This window comes from Streptomyces sp. NPDC040610, from assembly GCF_055594065.1.
In genome coordinates, this window is record NZ_JBVIXA010000003.1 from 595,628 (window position 1) to 615,210 (window position 19,583).

General features: G+C 74.0%; 18 protein-coding genes. 8 read left to right on the top strand and 10 right to left on the bottom strand.

Translation table 11 applies throughout. The features are described from left to right. Positions 1 to 103: 103 nt before the first annotated feature. Both ACZ6AA_RS15365 and ACZ6AA_RS15370 read right to left on the bottom strand, forming a co-directional pair. On the bottom strand, positions 104 to 280 hold the full coding sequence (locus tag ACZ6AA_RS15365) for a hypothetical protein (protein ID WP_468460177.1): 177 nt from the start codon (positions 278 to 280) through the stop codon (positions 104 to 106). A gap of 37 nt (positions 281 to 317) precedes the next feature. Continuing rightward, positions 318 to 887, bottom strand: coding sequence for a hypothetical protein (locus tag ACZ6AA_RS15370; protein ID WP_471458372.1), 570 nt, complete (start codon positions 885 to 887; stop codon positions 318 to 320). Between the two features lie 209 nt (positions 888 to 1,096). Here ACZ6AA_RS15370 and ACZ6AA_RS15375 point away from each other — a divergent pair, with 209 nt between their 5' ends. Genes ACZ6AA_RS15375 through ACZ6AA_RS15390 form a run of 4 tightly spaced genes read left to right on the top strand, consistent with a single transcriptional unit; the run spans position 1,097 to position 3,969 of the window. Then, on the top strand, positions 1,097 to 1,249 hold the full coding sequence (locus tag ACZ6AA_RS15375; RefSeq protein ID WP_471458374.1) for a hypothetical protein: 153 nt from the start codon (positions 1,097 to 1,099) through the stop codon (positions 1,247 to 1,249). A gap of 60 nt (positions 1,250 to 1,309) precedes the next feature. After that, on the top strand, positions 1,310 to 2,098 hold the full coding sequence (locus ACZ6AA_RS15380) for a hypothetical protein (RefSeq protein WP_468482923.1): 789 nt from the start codon (positions 1,310 to 1,312) through the stop codon (positions 2,096 to 2,098). A 27-nt stretch (positions 2,099 to 2,125) separates the two neighbouring features. Further along, positions 2,126 to 3,286 (top strand): sensor histidine kinase, encoded by a 1,161-nt coding sequence (locus ACZ6AA_RS15385; protein WP_471458376.1) that lies wholly within the window; start codon positions 2,126 to 2,128, stop codon positions 3,284 to 3,286. After that, entirely contained in the window at positions 3,283 to 3,969 is a 687-nt protein-coding gene (locus tag ACZ6AA_RS15390; protein ID WP_468482925.1) for a response regulator, read from the top strand. Before ACZ6AA_RS15385 ends, ACZ6AA_RS15390 begins: the two co-directional genes overlap by 4 nt. A gap of 276 nt (positions 3,970 to 4,245) precedes the next feature. On the opposite strand, the gene ACZ6AA_RS15395 is transcribed toward ACZ6AA_RS15390, so the two are convergent. Further along, a complete protein-coding gene (locus ACZ6AA_RS15395; protein WP_471458378.1) occupies positions 4,246 to 5,208 on the bottom strand; it encodes a zinc-binding dehydrogenase in 963 nt (320 codons plus the stop codon). A 111-nt stretch (positions 5,209 to 5,319) separates the two neighbouring features. Between ACZ6AA_RS15395 and ACZ6AA_RS15400 the strand changes: the two genes are divergently transcribed. Further along, the gene (locus ACZ6AA_RS15400) at positions 5,320 to 5,880 is read left to right on the top strand and encodes a TetR/AcrR family transcriptional regulator (RefSeq protein WP_471458380.1); all 561 of its coding nucleotides are present in this window, start codon (positions 5,320 to 5,322) and stop codon (positions 5,878 to 5,880) included. Between the two features lie 60 nt (positions 5,881 to 5,940). Here ACZ6AA_RS15400 and ACZ6AA_RS15405 read toward each other — a convergent pair whose 3' ends face one another. The 3 genes from ACZ6AA_RS15405 to ACZ6AA_RS15415 all read right to left on the bottom strand — a co-directional run bounded on the left by ACZ6AA_RS15405 (position 5,941) and on the right by ACZ6AA_RS15415 (position 8,480). Then, the gene (locus tag ACZ6AA_RS15405; protein WP_471458382.1) at positions 5,941 to 6,585 is read right to left on the bottom strand and encodes a LuxR C-terminal-related transcriptional regulator; all 645 of its coding nucleotides are present in this window, start codon (positions 6,583 to 6,585) and stop codon (positions 5,941 to 5,943) included. Then, positions 6,549 to 7,862, bottom strand: a complete 1,314-nt coding sequence (locus ACZ6AA_RS15410; RefSeq protein WP_468460161.1) for a sensor histidine kinase — start codon at positions 7,860 to 7,862, stop codon at positions 6,549 to 6,551. The genes ACZ6AA_RS15405 and ACZ6AA_RS15410 overlap by 37 nt, the downstream gene beginning before the upstream one ends. Positions 7,863 to 7,964: 102 nt before the next feature. Continuing rightward, the gene (locus ACZ6AA_RS15415) at positions 7,965 to 8,480 is read right to left on the bottom strand and encodes a PadR family transcriptional regulator (RefSeq protein WP_471458385.1); all 516 of its coding nucleotides are present in this window, start codon (positions 8,478 to 8,480) and stop codon (positions 7,965 to 7,967) included. A 90-nt stretch (positions 8,481 to 8,570) separates the two neighbouring features. On the opposite strand from ACZ6AA_RS15415, the gene ACZ6AA_RS15420 reads away from it, so the two are divergent. After that, the gene (locus ACZ6AA_RS15420; protein ID WP_468460157.1) at positions 8,571 to 9,302 is read left to right on the top strand and encodes a cysteine hydrolase family protein; all 732 of its coding nucleotides are present in this window, start codon (positions 8,571 to 8,573) and stop codon (positions 9,300 to 9,302) included. On the opposite strand, the gene ACZ6AA_RS15425 is transcribed toward ACZ6AA_RS15420, so the two are convergent. Both ACZ6AA_RS15425 and ACZ6AA_RS15430 read right to left on the bottom strand, forming a co-directional pair. Further along, positions 9,299 to 10,129, bottom strand: coding sequence for an alpha/beta fold hydrolase (locus ACZ6AA_RS15425; RefSeq protein WP_468482933.1), 831 nt, complete (start codon positions 10,127 to 10,129; stop codon positions 9,299 to 9,301). The two genes, ACZ6AA_RS15420 and ACZ6AA_RS15425, sit on opposite strands and share 4 nt — an antisense overlap. 4 nt (positions 10,130 to 10,133) lie before the next feature. Next, positions 10,134 to 11,108, bottom strand: a complete 975-nt coding sequence (locus ACZ6AA_RS15430; RefSeq protein ID WP_471458388.1) for an alpha/beta fold hydrolase — start codon at positions 11,106 to 11,108, stop codon at positions 10,134 to 10,136. Positions 11,109 to 11,185: 77 nt separating this feature from the next. On the opposite strand from ACZ6AA_RS15430, the gene ACZ6AA_RS15435 reads away from it, so the two are divergent. Both ACZ6AA_RS15435 and ACZ6AA_RS15440 read left to right on the top strand, forming a co-directional pair. Beyond that, positions 11,186 to 14,932, top strand: coding sequence for a BTAD domain-containing putative transcriptional regulator (locus ACZ6AA_RS15435; protein ID WP_471458389.1), 3,747 nt, complete (start codon positions 11,186 to 11,188; stop codon positions 14,930 to 14,932). Between the two features lie 83 nt (positions 14,933 to 15,015). Continuing rightward, positions 15,016 to 15,378 (top strand): hypothetical protein, encoded by a 363-nt coding sequence (locus tag ACZ6AA_RS15440; RefSeq protein WP_468482971.1) that lies wholly within the window; start codon positions 15,016 to 15,018, stop codon positions 15,376 to 15,378. 186 nt (positions 15,379 to 15,564) lie between these two features. Here ACZ6AA_RS15440 and ACZ6AA_RS15445 read toward each other — a convergent pair whose 3' ends face one another. Continuing rightward, on the bottom strand, positions 15,565 to 16,314 hold the full coding sequence (locus tag ACZ6AA_RS15445) for a DUF4232 domain-containing protein (protein WP_468460149.1): 750 nt from the start codon (positions 16,312 to 16,314) through the stop codon (positions 15,565 to 15,567). 195 nt (positions 16,315 to 16,509) lie between these two features. After that, a complete protein-coding gene (locus tag ACZ6AA_RS15450; RefSeq protein WP_471458391.1) occupies positions 16,510 to 19,443 on the bottom strand; it encodes an AfsR/SARP family transcriptional regulator in 2,934 nt (977 codons plus the stop codon). Between the last annotated feature and the right edge of the window lie 140 nt (positions 19,444 to 19,583).

The window sequence follows — 19,583 nt, forward strand, 5'->3', positions numbered from 1 at the left end:
TGCGCAGCCGTCAGCCTAGGAGCGCGGACCGTGATCCCGATACGGCCCGGTTTCAGCCGTTATTCACCCCTCAACGACTCTGGGCCGGACGACGGGGGTGACGTCACCGGTCGCGGCGGTTCCAGAAGTCGCGCCACCACTGGCCCCGGTCCGCCGGGGGCGGCAGGAAGGCCTTGGCGACGCGCGTGACGCACGCCGTGAGCACCAGCAGGAGAGCGAGGAGCCAGATCGCCCACCAGGGCGCGTCCGGAAGCAGATCGAGCAGGTCGAGCGGAGACATTCAGTGGCCTTCCCAGCCGGAGCCGGGGGCGTGTCGGCTACGCCGCGTGTGCCTCTCCCAGGGGGCGCGCAGCCGAGACGCCCCATCGAGTCGTGATCGATGGGGAGTTCGGCCGTCCCGGCGCGCGCGGGATCGTGGGCGTGGTCAGGCGGACCACGCCGCACGGGGAGCGGTCGTGTCTCGGGACGGTGTCCGCGTACTCGTAGTCGCGCAGGCCGAGCGCCTTCGCCAAGTCCTCCTGGATCAGGGCGATGAGGGCGGTCAGGGCGTCCGCGATCCGACGGGCTTCCTCGGCGTACGCGGCCGTGTGCACCGGCCCACCGGTACCGTGCATCGACGGCGCTGTGGCCTGCGGCAGGCGTGTGTCTTCCTCTGCTGTCTCCGCGAGCGTCGCGCGCAACTCCGACTCGATCTCGCTCAGGTACGTGAGGAAGTGGAGTGCGTCGAGCATCGCCGACATGCCGGAGCCGACGCTGTGCCGAACATCCTGTGCGGCAAGGGAGTCGTAGTAGCTCCAGAGTGCGCTCTGCAGGTCCTGCGCGCCCGAGAGGACGGCGATCCGGGGCACGCGGGACCGCGGGGTCCAGTCCGCTCCCTCGGTCGTCACGCCGACAGCCTACGAGGCGGGTGTGCCGCCTACCAGTCGTTCCCGTAAAGCTCCGCCTTCCGCTGCCACCACGTCCGCATCTCGCTCTCCTCGACCGGTGTCGCCGCCCGCAGGTCGTCCACGCGGATCGTCGCCTGGGTGAAGCGGCCGCGGCTGGCCTCGCCGGTAGGCGGGGCTTGACAACTGTGCCGGCGCGGGAGGGTGTTGCGATGGCCATCGAGGACAGTCCGGAGTCCCGGCTGCGGTACGGGGAGGAGCCGCGTGCGCGGAGGGAGGGGACGGGGCTCACGCAGGAGGAGTTGAGCGTGCGGGCCTGGTGGGTCGGGCAGTTCCGGCGCTCGACGGGTCATACCCAGGTCTGACGCTGCAGTTCAGATCTTGGTCCGACGCCCCGCAGGGGCGGCGAAGGCATCGTCAACAGTATGAAAAACACGACGACATCCATGGCTGCCCCGGCCGCGACGATCGGCGCCCGACTGCGTGGCGCGCTGCCTGTGGAGCGACTGGAGGGCACAGGCTTCCCCGGACGCTGGGTGGGCGGCACCGCCATGGTGCTCGGACCACTCCTGATGCTGGCCGGCGCGTTGCTGCGGGTCCGCTTTCACTTCTTCTACCCCGATCAGCTCGCCGCGTACGAGCAGCACCCCACCCTGATGGCCACCGCGTACGGCCTCTTTGCCGCAGGCAGCCTGTTGCTCTGGCCCGCGGTGGCGGTGGTGGCTGCACGGATCGGGGTCCGGAGCGCCAGCTGGAGCCTGTGGGGCGGGGGCCTGGTGATGTTCGGGCTGTTCGCCCGCGCTTTCCATGCAGGAGTGGACCACCTGGCCTTTCAACTGGTGCGCTCCCAAGGAGTCGATGCTGCCACCGAGGCGGTCTCCGACGGCTACGGCGCCTTCCACGTCTTCGCCGCGCTGAACCTCGCCATCCTCGCGGGGTGGCTCATCCTGGCCCTCGGGGCCTGGCGCACCCGGGTGCTCGGCCCGGTCCGTGCCGCCGCACTCGGCCTCATGGCGGCACTGCCTCTCGGAGTACTCAAAGGGACCACGCCGCTGTCCCTGGTGGCCTTGGCCGGCCTGTGCGTCGGGCTGGTGCCGTTGGGCCTGGCGCTGCTGCGTGAAGGGCCCCGTCCTAGCGGCAAGGCGGTGCTGTGCTGGGTGCCGCTGACCCTGGTGGTGCTCGGGCTGATGGTGCTGCTCGGACAGGCCGGCTGAGTGCACCTGTACAGGTACGGTCGGGCCATGAAGCTCAAGGGGCAGCGTCACCTCTACGCCCTCGACCTCGCCGCGGCCCTGGCTCTGACAGCCATGTACGTCGGCTTCGCCCGGTTGACCGCCGACGACGGCCAGCCCGCCTACACAGGTCCTGCCTGGCTGGGCTTCCTGATCGCCGCCGCGGTCGGCCTGCCGATCGCCGTACGCCGCCGTTTGCCGCTCCTGGTCCTGGGGATCGTACTCGCTGCTCTGACCGCGGCGTCGCTCCTCGACATCCCTCGCGAGCCGCACATCGCCGCCGGTCTGGCGGCATACCTCGTCGGGCTGGCCGAGCCCGTCCGCCGGTCCGTGCTCGCGCTCGTCGTGACGCTGCCGGTGGCGTGCGGCACTGTCTACCTCTGCCAGGCGGTGGTCACTCCCGCTGAGGACAGGCAGGGTGCCGCAGGCGTGGCCGCGCTGGTACTGGTGGTGATCGGAGGGGCCTGGGGCGCGGGATTCGCCGTGCGTGGTCGGCGGGTCGGGGCCGGGCGGGAAGAGCAGCGCAGGGCGGAGCGCGCGCTGGACGAGGAGCGCCTGCGGATCGCCCGGGAGCTGCACGACATCGTCTCGCACAACCTCAGCCTGATCGCCGTCAAGGCGGGTATTGCCGGGCATGTGGCGGAGGCCGACCCGCAGGAGGCGCGGGCCGCGCTCAAGGTCATCGAGGAGACAAGCCGTTCCGCACTGACCGAGATGCGGCGCACGCTCGGCGTACTGCGCACCGAAGGCGCACCCCTGGGGCCTGTGCCGGACCTCGACCGCCTCGGCTCGCTCGCTGCGGAGACGAACCGGGCGGGGGTGGACGTCGACTTGACGGTGCGCGGCACGCAGAGCCTGGCCGAGGGGACACAGCTGACCATCTACCGGATTGTCCAGGAGGCCCTCACCAACGCTGTCCGGCACGCTGCTCCCACCCGCTGCCGGGTCATGGTCGAGGCGGACACGTGCGAGATCCGCATCGATGTCGAGGATGAGGGACCACCGCCCGGATACCCACCGGCCAACCGTCCACTGCCAGGTGGACACGGTCTCCTGGGGATGCGGGAGAGGGCGATGATGTACGGCGGCAGCTTCGAGGCGGGGCCCCGGCAGGAGGGCGGCTTCGCGGTGTCGGTCCGGCTGCCCGCCGAAGGGAAGCAACAAGCATGATTGACGAGCCACAGGTCCGGGTGCTGATCGCCGACGACCAGGCAATGGTGCGCGGCAGCTTCCGCACCCTTGTCGATCACACGCCCGGCATGACCGCCGCGGGCGAGGCCGCAGACGGCATGGAGGCCGTCGAACTCGCCCGCCGCGAACGACCGGACGTCGTGCTGATGGACGTACGCATGCCGAACCTGGACGGCATTGAGGCGACCCGGCAGATCTGCTCGGACCCGGCCCTGTCCGGCGTTCGCGTCCTCATCCTCACCACCTTCGACTTGGACGAGTACGTCTACGCCGCCCTGCGCGCCGGCGCCGCGGGCTTTCTGCTGAAGGACACCCCGCCGGCCGAGGTCCTCACCGCCATCGGCGTGGTCGCCGCAGGCGAGGCACTGCTCGCTCCCTCCGTGACCCGCCGCCTGATCGGGGAGTTCGCCCGCCGCCCAGAGCCGACCCGACCGCCGAGCCGATCGCTGGACGCGATCACCAACCGTGAGCTGGAGGTACTCGGCCTGATCGCCCGCGGCCTGTCCAACACAGAGATCACCCAACACCTCCACCTGAGCCTGGCCACGGTCAAAACCCACATCGGTCGCCTCCTCGCCAAACTGCATGCACGCGACCGTGCCCAGCTTGTGATCGTCGCCTACGAGACCGGGCTCGTAGGCGACCGTCGGCGTGGGGTGTGACTGTGATGGCGTGATGGTTCGGCGGCACTTGGCGTCGTCGGTGGTGCCGAGGCGGAGCTCGGGCGCCGGAGGTCCCGGGGCGCCTGGCCAGGGCGAGCGACTCCTGGCCCCGCACGGCGTACCGGACCGCACCGGCCCCGCCACGGGGCCCCTGACCTCGGTGCCGACTCCGTGAAGTCAGGCTGTCGGATTCCGTGAGGTCCGGCTGTCCGACTCCGTGAGGTCCGGGTCCCGCAGTGGACTCCTCGCGCCGTCGGCCCCGGCGCCCCGCCCCCCTCAGGGCACCAGCACCACCCTCCCGAACACCCGCCCCTCGTCCATCCCCCGATGGGCCCGCGCCGCCTGGTCCAGCGGCAGCACCTCGTGCACGACCGTGCGCAGGTCCCCGCTTGCGGCGTTGGCGAACTGGGCCGAGCGCGCCGCCTGCTTGTCCGCGACGGGCACCGTGTCGAGGCTCAACGTGGCGTACGTGACCGAGCTGCGGAAGGCGGCGAGCAGGCGGGTGCCGAAGTCGGGCGGCGGGAACCCGGCGATGAGGCCGACGGCCATGAAGCGACCGTTGGCGTTCAACTTGTTGAGGAAGAGGGGGAGTTGGTCGCCCGCCGCCAGGTCGATCATCACGTCGTAGCCCTCGGGTGCGTCGGGGGCGCCCTGGCCCGCGCGGTCGAGGACGTGCGTCGCACCCAGCTCCCGCAGCCGCGCCCCGCGCTCCTGCGACGAGGTGGTGACGGCCACCGCGCCCGCCCCGGCCCTGGCGGCCAGCTGGACCGCGGTGATCCCGATGCTGCCCGCCGCGCCCCGCACGAGGACCGTCTCGCCGGGCGTGAACCCGGCGCGCTCCAGGGCGAAGTGGGCGACGAGACCGGAGTTGCCGAGCGTCACCGCGTCGACGCCGCTCAGGCCGTCGGGCAGCTCGACCACCTCCTCGACCTCGGCGACAGCCTGCTCGGCGTACCCGCCGGACAAGCCGGTGAACGCCCACACGCGCCGCCCCAGCCACGAGTCGTCCACGCCCTCTCCCAGCGAGGTCACGCGCCCCGCGACCTCACTGCCGAGGAGATGGCCCTCCCGGAAGCCGAAGTCGCCGAGCGTCCCCCGGCGGATCACGGCGTCCACACCGCCGACGCCGACCGCCTCGACGGCGACCCCCAACTGCCCCGGCGCCGGATCCGGCACGGGCAGATCGACCACCTCAAGACCGTCGGCGGTCCCGAACTCCTTGATCACGACGGCTTTCATCCCAGCTCCCAGGGGTCGGTGAAGGCACGGATACGGGGCCACCACGCGGGTGGTGCCACCGCCATCGGAACGTAACGGACGCCCCCGTCCGTTCAGCCGAAGTGAGACGCCATGACTGACCGTTTGACTCGCTCCGACGCCCGGGACAACCGGGCCCGCATCCTGGACGCCGCCCGCGTCGTGTTCGGCGAGGACGGCCTGGGCGCACCCATGCGCGAGGTCGCCCGGCACGCGGGCGTGGGCCCCGCCACGCTCTACCGGCACTTTCCGACGAAGCGGGACCTGATCATCGAGACCTACGCCGAGCAGCGGCGCGTCTGCCACGCGATCGTCCGGGACGCCCTCGCGGACCCGGACGCGTGGCGCGGATTCCAGTACCTGATCCAGGAGATCTGCGAACTCCACGCCCGCAGCCGGGGGTTCGCCGACGCGTTCATGACGGCCTACCCCGAGGCCGACGACTTCGCCGCGGACCGGCAGCGGACGCTGCGCGCCGTCGCCGACCTGTCCCGCCGCGCCCAGGCCACCGGCCACCTGCGCCCCGGCTTCGTCGTCGACGACCTCATGCTGCTGCTCATGGCCCACCAGGGCATCCAGCACGCCCCGCCCGCCACCCGCCTCACAGCCTCCCGCCGCTTCGCCACCTACATGATCGATGCCTTCCGCGCCTGAACTGCGGTCACATTCCCGCGTCCGCAGAGTCCGTCACAGGCGGGGAGCCGTCAAGGACGCTCAGCGGTCCAGGTACGCGAGCACCGCGAGCACCCGCCGGTTCGCCGACTCCGTCGGCGGGAGTTGCAGCTTCATGAAGATGTTGCTGATGTGCTTGGCCACTGCCTTCTCCGTGACGAAGAGGGTCTCCGCGATGCCCGCGTTGGAGAGGCCCTGGGCCAGGCACTCCAGGACCTCGCGCTCGCGCGGGGTGAGGGAGTTCAGGGGCTCGTCACGGGACTTGCCGGTGACGAGCTTGGACACCACCTCGGGGTCCATCGCCGTGCCGCCGGCCGCGACCCGCTCGATCGTGGCGATGAACTCGGCGCCGTCGGAGACGCGTTCCTTGAGGATGTAGCCGACGCCCTCGGAGCCCGTGGCCAGCAACTCGTGGGCGTACAAGGGCTCGACGTACTGGGAGAGGAGCAGGATCGGCAGGCCGGGCACCTCCGTCCGGGCCGAGACCGCCGCGCGCAACCCCTCGTCGCTGAACGACGGGGGGAGGCGGACGTCGACGACGGCGACGTCGGGACGCAGGGACGTCAGGGCCTCGTGGAGGAGTGGGCCGTTGTCGACGGCGGCCAGGACCTCGTGGCCGAAGGCCTCAAGGAGGCGGGTGACGCCGTCCCTCAGGAGGAAGTGGTCTTCGGCGAGGACAACTCGCACGGCAGCTCCATCGTCATCTGGGTCGGGCCGCCCACCGGGCTGCTCACGGCGAGGACACCGTCGAAGTGGGCGAGCCGCCGCTCGACACCGCGCAGTCCGGTCCCCGCGGACACGTCCGCGCCGCCCTGCCCGTCGTCCACGACGGACGCCCGCAGCGCCCCGGCCTCGTACCGCAGGTCGATCCAGCAGCGCTCGGCCCCGGAGTGCTTGGCCGCGTTCGTGAGGATCTCCGCCATCGCGAAGTACATCGCCGACTCGACGGGCGGTTCGGGGCGGGCGGGGAGGTCGATGACGACCTCGGTGCGCAGGGGGCTGATCATCGCGAGGGAGCGTACGGCATCGGCGAGACCGCGGTCCGCGAGGATCGGCGGGTGGATGCCCTTGACCAGGTCACGGAGTTCCTTCAGGGCCGCCGTTGAGGACTGGCGGGCCTCGACGAGGAGGTCGCGGACGGCGTCGGGGTTGGTCTCCAGGAGGTGCTCGGCGGCGTTCAGGGTCATGCCCATCGCCACCAGGCGGGCCTGCGCGCCGTCGTGCAGGTCCCGCTCGATCCGGCGGATCTCGGTCATCTGCGTGTCCACGGCGTCGGACCGGGTCGACTTCAGGTGCTCCACGCGGGCGGCGAGCAGCTCGGACTCGCTGGGCGCGAGCAGCATGTTCAGGTAGCGGGCGTGCAGGCGGAGGGAGAGGGGGGCCGCCCAGAACACCGACAGGGGGAGCAGCGCCGTCCCGAGCACGCCCGCGAGCGCCGCCGTCGCCGGGTCGCCGACCGGGATGAACAGGAACCACAGGCTGTCCCACTCGGCGGGCAGCTCCGTGCCCATCGCCGCCGTCCACAGACCCCACACGCCGGTGAGGGCGAGGGCCAGCGGGCCGAAGGCGATCGCGCCGCCCACGAACGCGTGGATGTGCACCCAACGCCAGTCCCGGTGCACCTGGTTGCCCTTGTCGAGCAGCTGGGACCGCAGCGCCTTCGCCCGCTCCGCACCGGACGCGGGCAGCTCCGGGTACACCGCGGGGATGTCGACGCCCGACCAGCTCTTCGCGTACGCCCGCTCCCTGTCCGCCAGGGCCCGCACCCTGCGCACCGCGCCCGGCAGGAGCTTCAGGCCCACCGGGCCGCGCAGCGTCTCCGACACGATGCCGACCCGCAGCAACAGGCACATCGCGCGGTGGGCCAGGAACCACAGGGTCAGGGAGCGGCGGAAGGCCTTGAGACCGCCCGCGGCCCTGAAGCCACCCGGGACCGCGTCGCTGTTCTGTCGTGTGCTCTTCATGTACGCATTATCGAAAGCAGCGTGACCGGAAGGCAGTGGTAAAAACTCCCCTCTTCGGCCACGACTTCGCGTCGGCCGCCCCTTCCGTGACGGCGGCGCCCGTCAGTCGCCGAGCACCTTGCGCAGCCAGGCCCGCTCGGCCCGGCTCGTGGCCCGCGCGATCGTGAGCATGCCCCTGCGGTACGTGTCCTCGGTGTCCTCGGCCGCCAGCGGGCGGTCCCCGTCGTGGAAGAAGCTCGCGGGCTCCTCCAGGAACGCGAGGCGGCGGCGCAGCACCGCGTGCTGGTCGGCGGTGTCCGGCAGGTGGGAAAGGAACGCCAGGACCGTGAAGAACCGGCCGCCGTCGCTGATGTCCAGGTCGGCGGGTTCCCGCAGGCGGCGTACGAGGTCGGCGCGGCCCTCGTCCGTGAGGCTCAGGGTGTGGCGGCGGGCCGCCGAGGCGCCCGGCTCGGTGCGGCGGGCCAGCAGTCCCGCCGCGACCAGGCGGTTGATCGCCGGATAGAGGCTGCCGTCGCTGACCGGGCGGCTGTGGCCCGACAAGTGCGCGATCCTGCGCCGCAGTTCATAGCCGTGCAGCGGGCCGTCGGCCAGGAAACCCAGGATCGCGAGTTCGAGCATGGTGCTAGTCTCGCACATCGAATCGAGGTACCTCGCATCGAGGTACGGAATGTGAGGGGTGTGGACATGGGCGAGGGCGAGGGAGTGGGCATGGAGTACACCGAGGAATGGGTGACCGCGCGGGCGCGGGACGCCTACGCGCACGGCCGGGCCACCTTCGACATCCGGCCCGAGCGCACCGCACTCCTTGTCATCGACATGCAGGACGAGTTCGTACGGCCCGGCTGGAGCCCCTACTGGGTGCCGGCCGCGACCCGCATGGCACCCCGGCTGCACGGCCTCGTCGAGGCGTGCCGGGCCGCGGCCGTCCCCGTCGTCTGGACCATCTTCGACGACACCCACCTCGGCCTCGACCGGCCGCGCGCCCTCGCCGCACTCCCGCACGGCGACACCGGCTGGCGCCGCCCCGGCCCCGCCGAGGTGTGGGCCCCGCTGGGCCGCCGCCCCGACGAGCCCGTCATCCGCAAGCCGTCCTACGGCGCCTTCTACGACACCCCGCTCGACACGATGCTCCGCAACCTCGGCCGTGACACCGTCGTCGTCACGGGCACCCTCACCAACTACTGCTGCGGCACCACGGCCCGCCAGGCCTACGAACGCGGCTACCACGTCGTCTTCGGCGCGGACGTCACCGCCACCGACGACGAGTCCCGGCAGGAGCCGGAACTCGCCGTGCTGCGGAAGGGGTTCGGGCTGGTCCTGACGGCGGAGGAGATCGCGGAGCGGCTGGGCGGCGGGGGTGGTGCCGGTGTCGGGGGCGCCGCCGGTGTCGGGGCTGTCGGGGGTGCCGCCGGTGTCGGCACCCCCGCGACGCCCGCCTAGCCGAGGCGGGCCAGCCACTCCCGTACCGCCGCGTTGAACTCCTCCGGCCGCTCCAGGTTCGGCAGATGCGCCGCCCGCTCGATCACGCACAGCCGCGCGTCGGGCAGCGCCGCGTGCATCGCCTCCGCGTCCGCGACCGGCGTGTACGTGTCGTCCCGGCCCACGACCACCAGGGCCGGGACCGTGACGCGCGGCAGCACCGGCCGGTAGTCGGGGCGTTCGGCGCGGGCGCGCAGGGCCGCCGCCGCGCCCTCCGGCGGGGCCGCCAGCATCATGCGGAGCACATGCGCGGCGGCCTCCTCGTTGTACGGCGCCGCCATCTTGTGCAGCACCTCCTCCGCGTACCCCTTCATGCCCTCCGCGAGCAGCCGCTCCGCCGTCTCCCGGCGGAACGCCTTCCCGGCCTCCGTGTCCGTCGCCGGGGACGTGTCGGCGAGCAGCGCCCCCGCTATGCGCTCCGGGAAGCGGGCGCAGGCGTCCATCACGATCTGGCCGCCCATCGACACCCCGCCGAGCGCGCAGCGCGCCACGCCCAGGTGGTCCAGGAGGGACAGGAGGTCGCGGGCGAAGTCGCCGAAGTCGGTGACGGGGGCGTTGGTCTCATCCGAGCTGGCCCCGTAGCCGCGCAGGTCGAAGGTGATCACGCGGTGCGTGCCGGAGAGGGCGGCGACCTGCGGGTCCCAGAGGGAGCGGTCGAAGGGATGGCCGTGGACCAGGACCAGGGGGATGTCCTGGCCCGGGCGGCCGCCGCGATCGCCGTGGCCGTCCGGGCCGCCGTGGTCGTCGTACGCGAGGCGGATTCCGTTGCTGAGCTGGGTCGTTGGCATGAGGTCAGGCTAGGTCCACGCCCGGGCGGGCGAGGAGGTCGCGGAGGGCCGCCGTGACCTCCTTCGGGGCCTCCTCCGCCATGAAGTGGCCGCACGACACCGTCCGGTGCGTGAGGTCCGGGGCCCACCTGCGCCACAGGCCCGCCGCGTCGAATCCGAGCGCCGCGCCCCAGTCCTGCTGGAGGACCGTGACCGGCATCCGCAGCGCGTTGCCCGCGAGGCGGTCCGCCGTGTCGTGCTCGACGTCCGCGAACGCCGACGCGCGCACGTCCGCCACGATCGAAGGGACCGCCTCGCGGCACGCCCGCAGATACGCCGCCCGCACGTCCGGCGGCACGGCACCCGGCGAGGCCGACCACACGTCCAGGAAGTGGCCGAAGAACGCGTCCGGGTCCGCCGAGATCATCCGCTCCGGGAGGCCCGGCGGCTGCGCCATCAGGTACAGGTGGAAGCCGATCGCGGCGGACGTGCCGCGCATGACGTCCCACATGTCGAGGGTCGGCAGGACGTCGAGGGACGCCAGGTGCGTGACCGCGTCCGGGTGGTCCAGGCCCGCCCGGATCGCCACCAGCGCGCCCCGGTCGTGGCCCGCGAGCGCGAACCGCTCGTGCCCGAGGGCCCGGGCCAGCGCGACCACGTCCGCCGCCATCGTCCGCTTGGCGTACGCCTGGCCGTCCGCCGCCTCCGCCGGTTTGTCGCTGGCGCCGTAGCCGCGCAGGTCCGGGCAGATCACGTGGTGGTCCGCCGCCAGGTCCACGGCCACGTGGCGCCACATGAGGTGGGTCTGCGGGAAGCCGTGCAGGAGGACCACGGGGGTGCGGGCCGGGTCGCCTCCGACGGCGGCGTTCAGATGGACGCCGTCGTCGCTCACCGGGATCCGGTCGTAGCGGAAGCCCTCGATGCGGGGCTCGGCGCGGGATCCGTTCTGGGGCGCGGGTGCCTGGGATGTGCGGGGTGTGTGGGGTGTCTGGGGTGTCATGCGTTCAGCCTGCGCGGCCCGGATCAGTAACCGATCAGCAGCGGGTCCATGCAGGTGACGGGCGGTACGTTGAAGGGGTGCCGCAGGAGGAGAGCGCCGGGCCGGGGGCCGGTGACGTGACGTTCCAGGTCCTCGGGGCCCTCGCCGCCCGGGACGCGGACGGGCGCTCCCTCGACCTGAAGGGGCCCCGGCATCGGGCCGTCCTCGCCCGGCTCCTGGTCGCCCGGCGGCGGACCGTTCCCGTGGACTGGATGGTCGACGACTTCTGGCAGGAGCCGCCGCCCCGGGCCGTCGGGGCGATCCGGACGTTCGTCGGGGACCTGCGGAAGGTGCTCGAACCGGGACGGGCCCGGCGGGCGCCCGCACGGCTGCTCGTGACGTCCGGGCCCGGCTACGCGCTGCTCGCGGGGAGCGGGGCGGTGGACGCCTGGCGGTTCGAGGGGGCGGTGGGGGAGGCGGCGGGACTTCTGGCCGACGGGGGCGCCGGAGCGGCCCTGGAACTGCTCGACGAGGCGCTTTCGAGCTGGCGGGGGCCCGCCTACGCCGAGTGGGCCGCCGAGGAGTGGGCTCGCGGGGAGGCCCGGCGGCTGGAAGGGCTGCGGCTGCTCGCCGTGGAGCGGCGGGCTTCCGCCGCGCTCGCCCTCGGCAGGGCGGGCGAGGCCGTCCTCGACCTGGAGGCGCATGCCGAGGGGCATCCGTGGCGGGAGGAGGCCTGGGAACTCCTCGCCGTCGCCCTGTTCCGGGCGGGCAGGCAGGGGGATGCCCTGGGGGTGCTGCGGAGGGCCCGGGAGCGGCTGGCCGGGGAGCTGGGGGTGGACCCGGGGGAGCGGTTGCGGAGGCTGGAGGGGGAGATTCTGGCTCAGCGGGGCGGGGGTGCCCTCCGGGCGGGAGCCGTCGTCGTGCCGCCGCTGGACCGGTCCCTGCCCGCAGCGGGCGACGGCATGAGCGACGGCACCGGGCCCGGAGCGATGGCCGGGGATGACGCCGAGGCTGGAGACGCTCCTGCTCGGCGCGGGAGCGGGCTTGTCGGGCGTGGCCCCGAGCTGGGCGATCTGGAGAGTGCCGCTCGGGGTGTGGTGCGGGAGGGGCGGCTTGGGCTCGTGCTGGTCTCCGGGGACGCCGGGGCGGGGAAGACCGCGCTCGTCCGGGAGTTGGCGGGACGGCTGGTGGGGCAAGGGTGGGTGGCCGCTTGGGGGCGGGCCTCGGAGCAGGGCGGGGTTCCTGCCGGGTGGCCTTGGGCCGAGGTATTGGGGGAGTTGGGGATCTCCGAGGGGGCTGTCGCGGTCGGGAGTGCGGGTGCGGGTGCGGGTGCGGGTGCGGGTGCGGGTGCGGGTGCGGGTGAGGGCGAGGACGCGGGCTCGGGTGGCGGTGGCGGTGGGGTGTTCGCTGGTGGGGATCGGTTCCGGTGGTATCGGCGGGTGGGGGAGCTGATCTCGGGGGTGGCCGACCGGGGGCGGCCCCTGCTGCTCGTACTCGACGATCTGCACTGGGCCGACAGCGGGACGTTGGAGCTGCTCGCCTCGCTGGTGGAGCGGCCGCTGGAGCGGGCCGTGCTGGTCGTGGGGACGTATCGGGACGGGGAAGTCTCGGACGGTGTACGGGAGTTGTTGGGGCGGGTGGCCCGCGCCGAGCCCGTGCGGGTGCGGGTCGGGGCGCTGTCCGAGGGCGCCGTGGGGGAACTCGTGCGGGCTGTCGCGGGGCGGCCCCTCGACGCCACGACCGTCCGCGCGGTGCACCGGCGCAGCGGCGGCAACCCGTTCTTCGTGCGCGAGATCACCCGCCTGTACGCCACCGAAGGGGTCGTTGCGCTCTCCCAAGTGCCGGAAGGCGTGCGGGACATCGTCCGGCGGCGGCTCGGCGCACTGCCGACGGGCGCTCGTGCGGTGCTCGTGCGGGCCGCGCTGATCGGGCCCGGCGTCGACCTGGAGGTCCTTGGGGCGCTCGCCGGGGACGAGGAGGCTGTGCTCGACGGGGTCGATGCGGGGGTGGCGGCCGGGTTCCTCGTGGCGGGGGAAGGGGGAGGCGAGGGCGAGCGGGTCGAATTCGCGCATGCGCTGGTGCGGGAGACGTTGTACGGGGATCTGTCGGGGCCTCGTCGGGCGCAGCTGCACGCTGCCGTCGGCGAGATCCTCGAACGCCTGCGGCCCGACTCCGTCGAAGCCATCGCCCACCACTACCTCAGCGCAGGCACCCGCGTGGTCGCGGCCCGCGCCGCCGACTTCGCCGCTCGGGCGGCCCGGCGAGCGGAGGCCGCGTTCGCGCCGCATGAGGCGGTGCGGCTGTGGCGGGGGGCGCTGGAGGCGCACGACCGGGGTGGGGCTGGCGGTGGGGGGTTGGTCGGCGGCTGGGAGGCGTCCGGCGGCCTGGGGGTCTCCGGCGGCCGGGGCGCGACCGGTGGCGGGGGCGCGCCCGGGGGGCGAGGGGCGGCCGGAGGTCGGGGGCGGTCGGCCGAGGCGGCCGGGGGTCGGGTGCGGCTCGGGATCGTCATGGGGCTCGTCCGGAACCTCGCCGTCACCGGCGCACTCGCCGAGGCCCGCCGGTACCGCGCCGAGGCCCTGGTCGCCGCCGAGGCCACCGGCGACCCCGAGCTGACCGCCCGCGTCATCGGCGCCTTCGACGTACCCGGCATCTGGGCCCGCAACGACGACGAAGCCCTCTCCCGCCGCATCGTCGCCGCCGCTCTGCGCACCCTCGACGCCCTCCCGGACGACGGGAGCGTGGGCCGCCGCGCCACCCGAAGCCGACTGCTCAGCACCGTCGGCATGGAGACGCGGGGAGCCCGGACGGAACGCGGCGCCGAGGCGGCGCGGGAGGCGGAGAGGCTGGCGCGGGCGGTGGGGGAAGCCAGGGTCGCCGAGGCCGCTGGGACGGCCGGGGTGGCCGACGTTGCAGGGGCGGCGGGCGGCGACGTCGGGGAGGCCGCCGCGCCGGCGGGAGCAGGCCGGGCGGCGGAGGTCGTCCCGGGCGGCGAAGCCGACGCCGCCGCGCTTCTCGCCTTCGCCCTCAACGCCCGCTGCCTCCACACCTACCACCGCCCCGGACTCGCCCCCGAACGCCTCCTCATCGGCGAGGAGTTGACCGCCCTCGCCGCCCGCCACGGCCTCGTCGCCTTCGAAGTCCTCGGCCATCTGATGCTGCTCCAGGCCCACTCCGCCCTAGCGGAATTCGACCGCGCCGACGGCCACGCCGCCGCCGTCGACCGGCTCGCCGAACGGCACGGGCTGCCCCTCGCGGGGGTGTTCACCGAGTGGTACGCGGCGCTGCGTGCCGCCGTCGCCGGGCGAGTGGCGGAGGCGGAGGCCGGGTGCCGGGCCGCCGAGGCGCGGATGAGGGGCGGGGGGATGAGCGGGATGGAGAAGGCGGAAGGGGCGGGCGGCGGCGGTGGGCTGCTGGAGCTGGCGCTGCTGTGCCTACGGGTGCAGAGCGGGGGCGAGGACGCTGTGGCCGCCGGAGTCGCCGGAGTCGCCGGAGTCGCCGGAGTCGCCGGAGCTGCCGGAGCTGCCGGAGCCACCCACCTCCCCCACGACCAACTCCTGGAAGCCCGCCTCTGCCTCCGTGCCCGCGCCGCCCTCCGCTCCGGCTCCGCCTCCCCCGGCCTCCTCGACGCCCTCTACCGCGAACTCCTCCACGCCTGCGGCGAATTGGCCGGAGCCGGGAGCGGCGTGCTCACCCTCGAACCCGTCGCCCTGTACGCGGGCGACCTGGCCGCCGCCCTCGGGCGGCCCGGCGCCGCCGCCCGGCACCACCGGCAGGCGCGCGCCCTCGCCGAACGTGCCGGGGCACCTCACTGGCGCGCCGCCGCCGATGCGAGGATGCGCCGGTGACCGACACCGACACCGATACCGACACCGCCACCGAAGAGACGTGCACGGCCGGTCCGGCCGACACGGCCACGGCTACGGAGTACATACGCTTCGAGTCGCCCGTCCGCCACGAACGCGGGCTCCACCCCGGCGTCTTCTTCCTGGTGAACACCCTCGCCCGCGAAGGCAGACTCACCCCGGAGCAACGGGCCTTCTGGCGCGCCGGCAACGACTGGTTCGACGCCGCGTACACCACGCCCTCCGCCGCCTACGACCGCGAGGCGAACCCCGGTGCCGTCGCCTGGTTCAAGACGACCGCCACCCACCTCATCGAGCGCGTCCCCGGCTACCTGGACATCCTCGCCGCCCACGGCGTCCCCTGCCGCACCGTCCGCTCGACGGACCCCGGCCGCGTCGTCTACGAGGACGACGTGCAGGTCGTCGTCGTACCGTACGAAGCCGCGTAGCCCGCAGCGCGCGTGGCCGTGAACCGGAGGAAACCAGAACGTCCCCACCTCCGCGCACACGCGCGAAGGTGGGGACGCTCCTGCCGCTGATCGCCTTCTGGGGGAGTCGGCCGATCAGAAGTCCCATGAGGCTCAGAAGTCCCATGAGGTTCAGAAGTCCTATGAGGCTCAGAAGTCTCAGCAAGCTCAGAAGTTGTAGGGCTTCGCCGTGTTCCAGTTCGTCACGTCCGCCGTCGACCACGTGAACTTCGACGGGACGCCCTTCGCGTCGAACGCCTCCTGGTCGACGCCGGGGCCGGTGTCGCCGGTGTGGTCCTGCATCGCGATGCTGAGCTCGGACGAGGTGTGGGTCTTCGCGCTGTCGGTGAAGAGGTTCACGGCCGCGTAGACCTTGCCGCCGGGCTTCAGGGTGAGGGCCTTGCCGCCGCCGGGGGTGTCCTTGGCGGAGTGCGGCAGGACGTTGGCGGTGTCGCCGAGCATCACGGACGGGAACGACGTGACGTAGCACGGCTTGGAGTCCGCGTTCGTGGCGGTGATGAGCAGGTGCTCGCCGCGCTGCTTCGCGAAGCGGTGCACCACGGAGTACGAGATCTCCTGGCCGTCGCACGCCCGGACCCCGGCGGCGGAGGCCTTGGCGCCCTCGCCCGTACCGGCGCTCGTGCCCTTGCCCGCACCGGACGACCCGTTGCCCTTGCTCGCGCTGACCGTCGCGCCCTCGGACGAACCCGAGCCCGAGCCCTTCGCCGCGTCGACGGTCGCGCCCTCGGACGAGCCGGACCCGCCGTCGGCCTTGTCCGACACGACGGCGCCGTCGCGCTTCGCGCCGCCCTTCGCGTCGTTGCCGCCGTCCGAGCTGCCGCAGGCGGTCAGGGTCGCCAGGGCGAGTGCGGCGGTGGTGGCGGCGAGTGCGGCGGTGCGGATCCGGGACGTACGCATGATGGGGCTCCCCCTGAGGTGGTGCGGTCTTGGCGGTCGTTCCCGCCGTTGACACCAGACTGGGCCCGGCCGCTGTCGTTCCGCTTACGCGCCGCTGTCGTCCCGCTCACGTCCTCGCGGGGCGCCGTCACCAGGGGCGCGACGGGCCACGACCAGGTCGGTTGCTGTTCGCCTCAGCCCCCTTCCGCCCCCGCCTCAGCCCCCTTCCGCCCCCGCCGCCAGCCTCCGCACCGCCGCCTCGTGCCGCTCCCGGAACCCGTCCTCCGCCGACACCCGCACCAGCGCCTCCAGCGCCCGCACCGCGCCCTCGTCGAAGCCGCTCGACTCGGCCTCGCGCGCCGCCCGGTCCAGGCGGCGGATGCCCTCCGGTTCGTCGCCGAGGCCGATCAGGGCCTCGCCGGTGGCCAGGACGAGCAGGACGCGGGCGGCGCTCGGGGCGGCCGTCGCGGAGGTGAGGGCGAGGGCCGCGTTCGCCGTGTCCAGGGCCGACTTCCAGTCGCGGGCGGCCAGTTGGTGGCGGGCCAGGTGGTGCAGGGCGAGGCGTTCGGTGTTGCCGTCACCGGCCGTACGGGCCAGCTCCGCCGCCCGTACGCAGCCGTGGGCCGCCTCGTCCGTGCCGCCCCGGGCCGCCTGCGCGAGGGACAGGTTGACCAGCGCCGTCGCCTCGCCGCGCGGGTCGCCCGCCTGGGCCGCGAGGGGCGGTGCCGCCTCCAGGCAGGCCAGCGCCTCGGCCGTGCGGCCCTCCTCCGTGAGGACCCAGCCGAGCAGCGCGAGGACCCGCGCCTGCGCGTACGGATCGGCGGCGGCGCGGGCCGCGCGCAGGCCCGTCTCCAGGAGCGGCGCCCAGCCGTCCCGCACCCGCCACACCACCAGCGGCCACAGGGCGAGCACGATCCGCCAGGTCCGGTCGTGCAGCCCGGCCGCGTCGGCCGCGCCCGCCGCCAGCGTCAGGTCCTCGCGCTCGGCCGCGTACCAGTCCATCGCGGCGGCCCGGTCCGCGAACTCCCGTACCGCGCGCGGCTCCCGGAACCCGGCGGGCGGCGCGAAGCACGGCTCGTCGCCCGGCTCGGCCGCGTGGGCCGCCGCGAGGGCGGTGGCGACGCAGTGGTCCAGGACGCGCGGCAGCGCCTCGGCGTCGGCGTCGAGGCCGCGGGCGTAGAGCCGGACGAGGTCGTGCAGGGTCCAGCGGTCCGGCGCCGTCCGGGTCAGGAGGTGTGCGGCGGTCATCCGCTCCAGGGCCGCCTCGGCGGTGTCCGGGTCCGTGCCCGCGAGGGCCGCCGCCGCGTACCGGTCCACGTGCGTGCCCGGGTGGCGGCCGAGCTGCGCGAAGTGGTGCCCCACGTCCTCGGGGAGCTGCCGCAGCGTCAGCCGCAGCGCCGCCCGTACGCCGGTGTCCTCCACGTCGAGCAGCACCGAACGCCGCGACTCGTCGGACAGTTCGGCGGCCATCGCGGCCAGCGTCCACTCCGGGCGGTCCGCGAGCCGCGCCGCCACCACCCGCAGCGCCAGCGGCAGCCCGCCGCACAGCTCCGCCAGGCGCCGCGCCGCCACCGGCTCCGCGAGCACCCGCTCCTGGCCGAGCACCCCGGCGAGCAGCGCCGTGCCGTCGTCCGGTTCGAGGACGTCCACGGGCAGCGGCCGGGCCGCGTCGCTCGCGATCAGGCCGCGCAGCCGGTTCCGGCTCGTGACGACGGTGACGCACCGGGCCCCGCCCGGCAACAGCGGTCTGACCTGCTCGGACTCTCGTACGTTGTCGAGTACGACGAGGAGTTGGCGGTCGGCCGCGAGGGAGCGGAACAGCGCCGCCGCGCTGTTCGTCGACTCCGGTATCCGGCGCGGCGGCACGCCGAGCGCCAGCAGGAACTCACGCAGGACGTCGAGGACGGACGGCTCGCCCGTGTCCGCGAAGCCGCGCAGGTCGGCGTAGAGACGGCCGTCGGGGAAGACCGCGCGGTTGCGGTGCGCCCACTGCACGACGACGGCGGTCTTGCCCACGCCCGCGGGACCCGTGACCAGACAGACCGGGGCCTCGCCCGCCGCCGCCCGGGAGAGGGCGGTGAACTCGGCGGAGCGGCCGTGGAAGCCGCGGGGGGAGCGGGGGAGGAGGTCTATGGGTGTGTGGGTGGGGGTGTGGGGGTGGGGTGGCTGGTGTTCCTGTGCCGGTGGCCGGGTGGTGGTGAGGGGGGCTGGCGGCTGGGGCGTTGTCTGGGGTGCCGCACGGGTCGCCGACGGGGGAGTGGCCGTCGGTGTGCCTGCGGGGGCGCCCGTCGGTGCGCTCGACGGTGCTCCTGGCTGGGAGCCCGGCCGCGACCTCGGCTGTGAGCCCGGGTACGGCCCCGACTGCGACCCCGGGTACGCCCCCGGCCGACCCCCCGGCGGAGCCGCCTCCTCCTCCCCGCGCAGCGCGAGCGCATACGCGTCGGCCAGCTCCGGGCCCGGGTCGAGGCCCAGCTCGTCGGCGAGGAGACGGCGGGCGCGGTGGAAGCAGTCCAGGGCCTCCGAGCGGCGACCGGCCCGCCGCAGCGCGGTCACCAGGGCCGCCGACAAGGACTCCCGCAGCGGGTGGGCGGTGGCCTCGGCGCGCAGCAGGGCCGCGGCGCGCGCGTGCTCGCCGACCTGCCCGTACCCGGCGGCGAGCCGCTCCACGGACGCCAGCCGGGTCTCCTCCAGGGCCTGCGCCGCCGCCTGGAGGGACGGGCTCGGGTGCACCCCGGTCAGCGCGGGGCCCTGCCACAGGGCGAGGGCCTCCTCGTACATCGTCACCGCGTCGGCGACCGCGCGCTGCCCGCGGGCCAGCGACACCAGTTCCTCGAAGCGGTGGGAGTCGATCAGGGTCTCGGGCATCCGCAGCAGGTACGCCGTGCCCTGGGTGACCAGCTCCACGCCGTACATCTCCGCGTCGGCCGCGACCAGCAGGGTGCGCAGCCGCGACACATGGCCCTGGATGACGCCGCGGGCGCGGGCCGGTGGCTCGTCGTCCCACAGGGCCTCGGTCAACCGCTGGACGGAGACGGGGTAGTTGGGGCGCAGCAGAAGGGTGGCGAGCAGGCTGCGGCGCTTCGCCGGACCCAACGGCAGGTCACCGGCCTCGGTGGCGACGGACACCGCTCCGAGCAGCCGGAACTCCACTGGTGCGATCCCTCCTGGCGGAAAAGATCCCAGGATAACCGGCCGGTAATGAGGGGGCGGAGGGCCGTCGGTCGCGGTCCCGGCCACGGCCCGCGGGCGCGGACCGCGCCGGGTGCGGGGAGTTGTGTGATTCCTGTCAG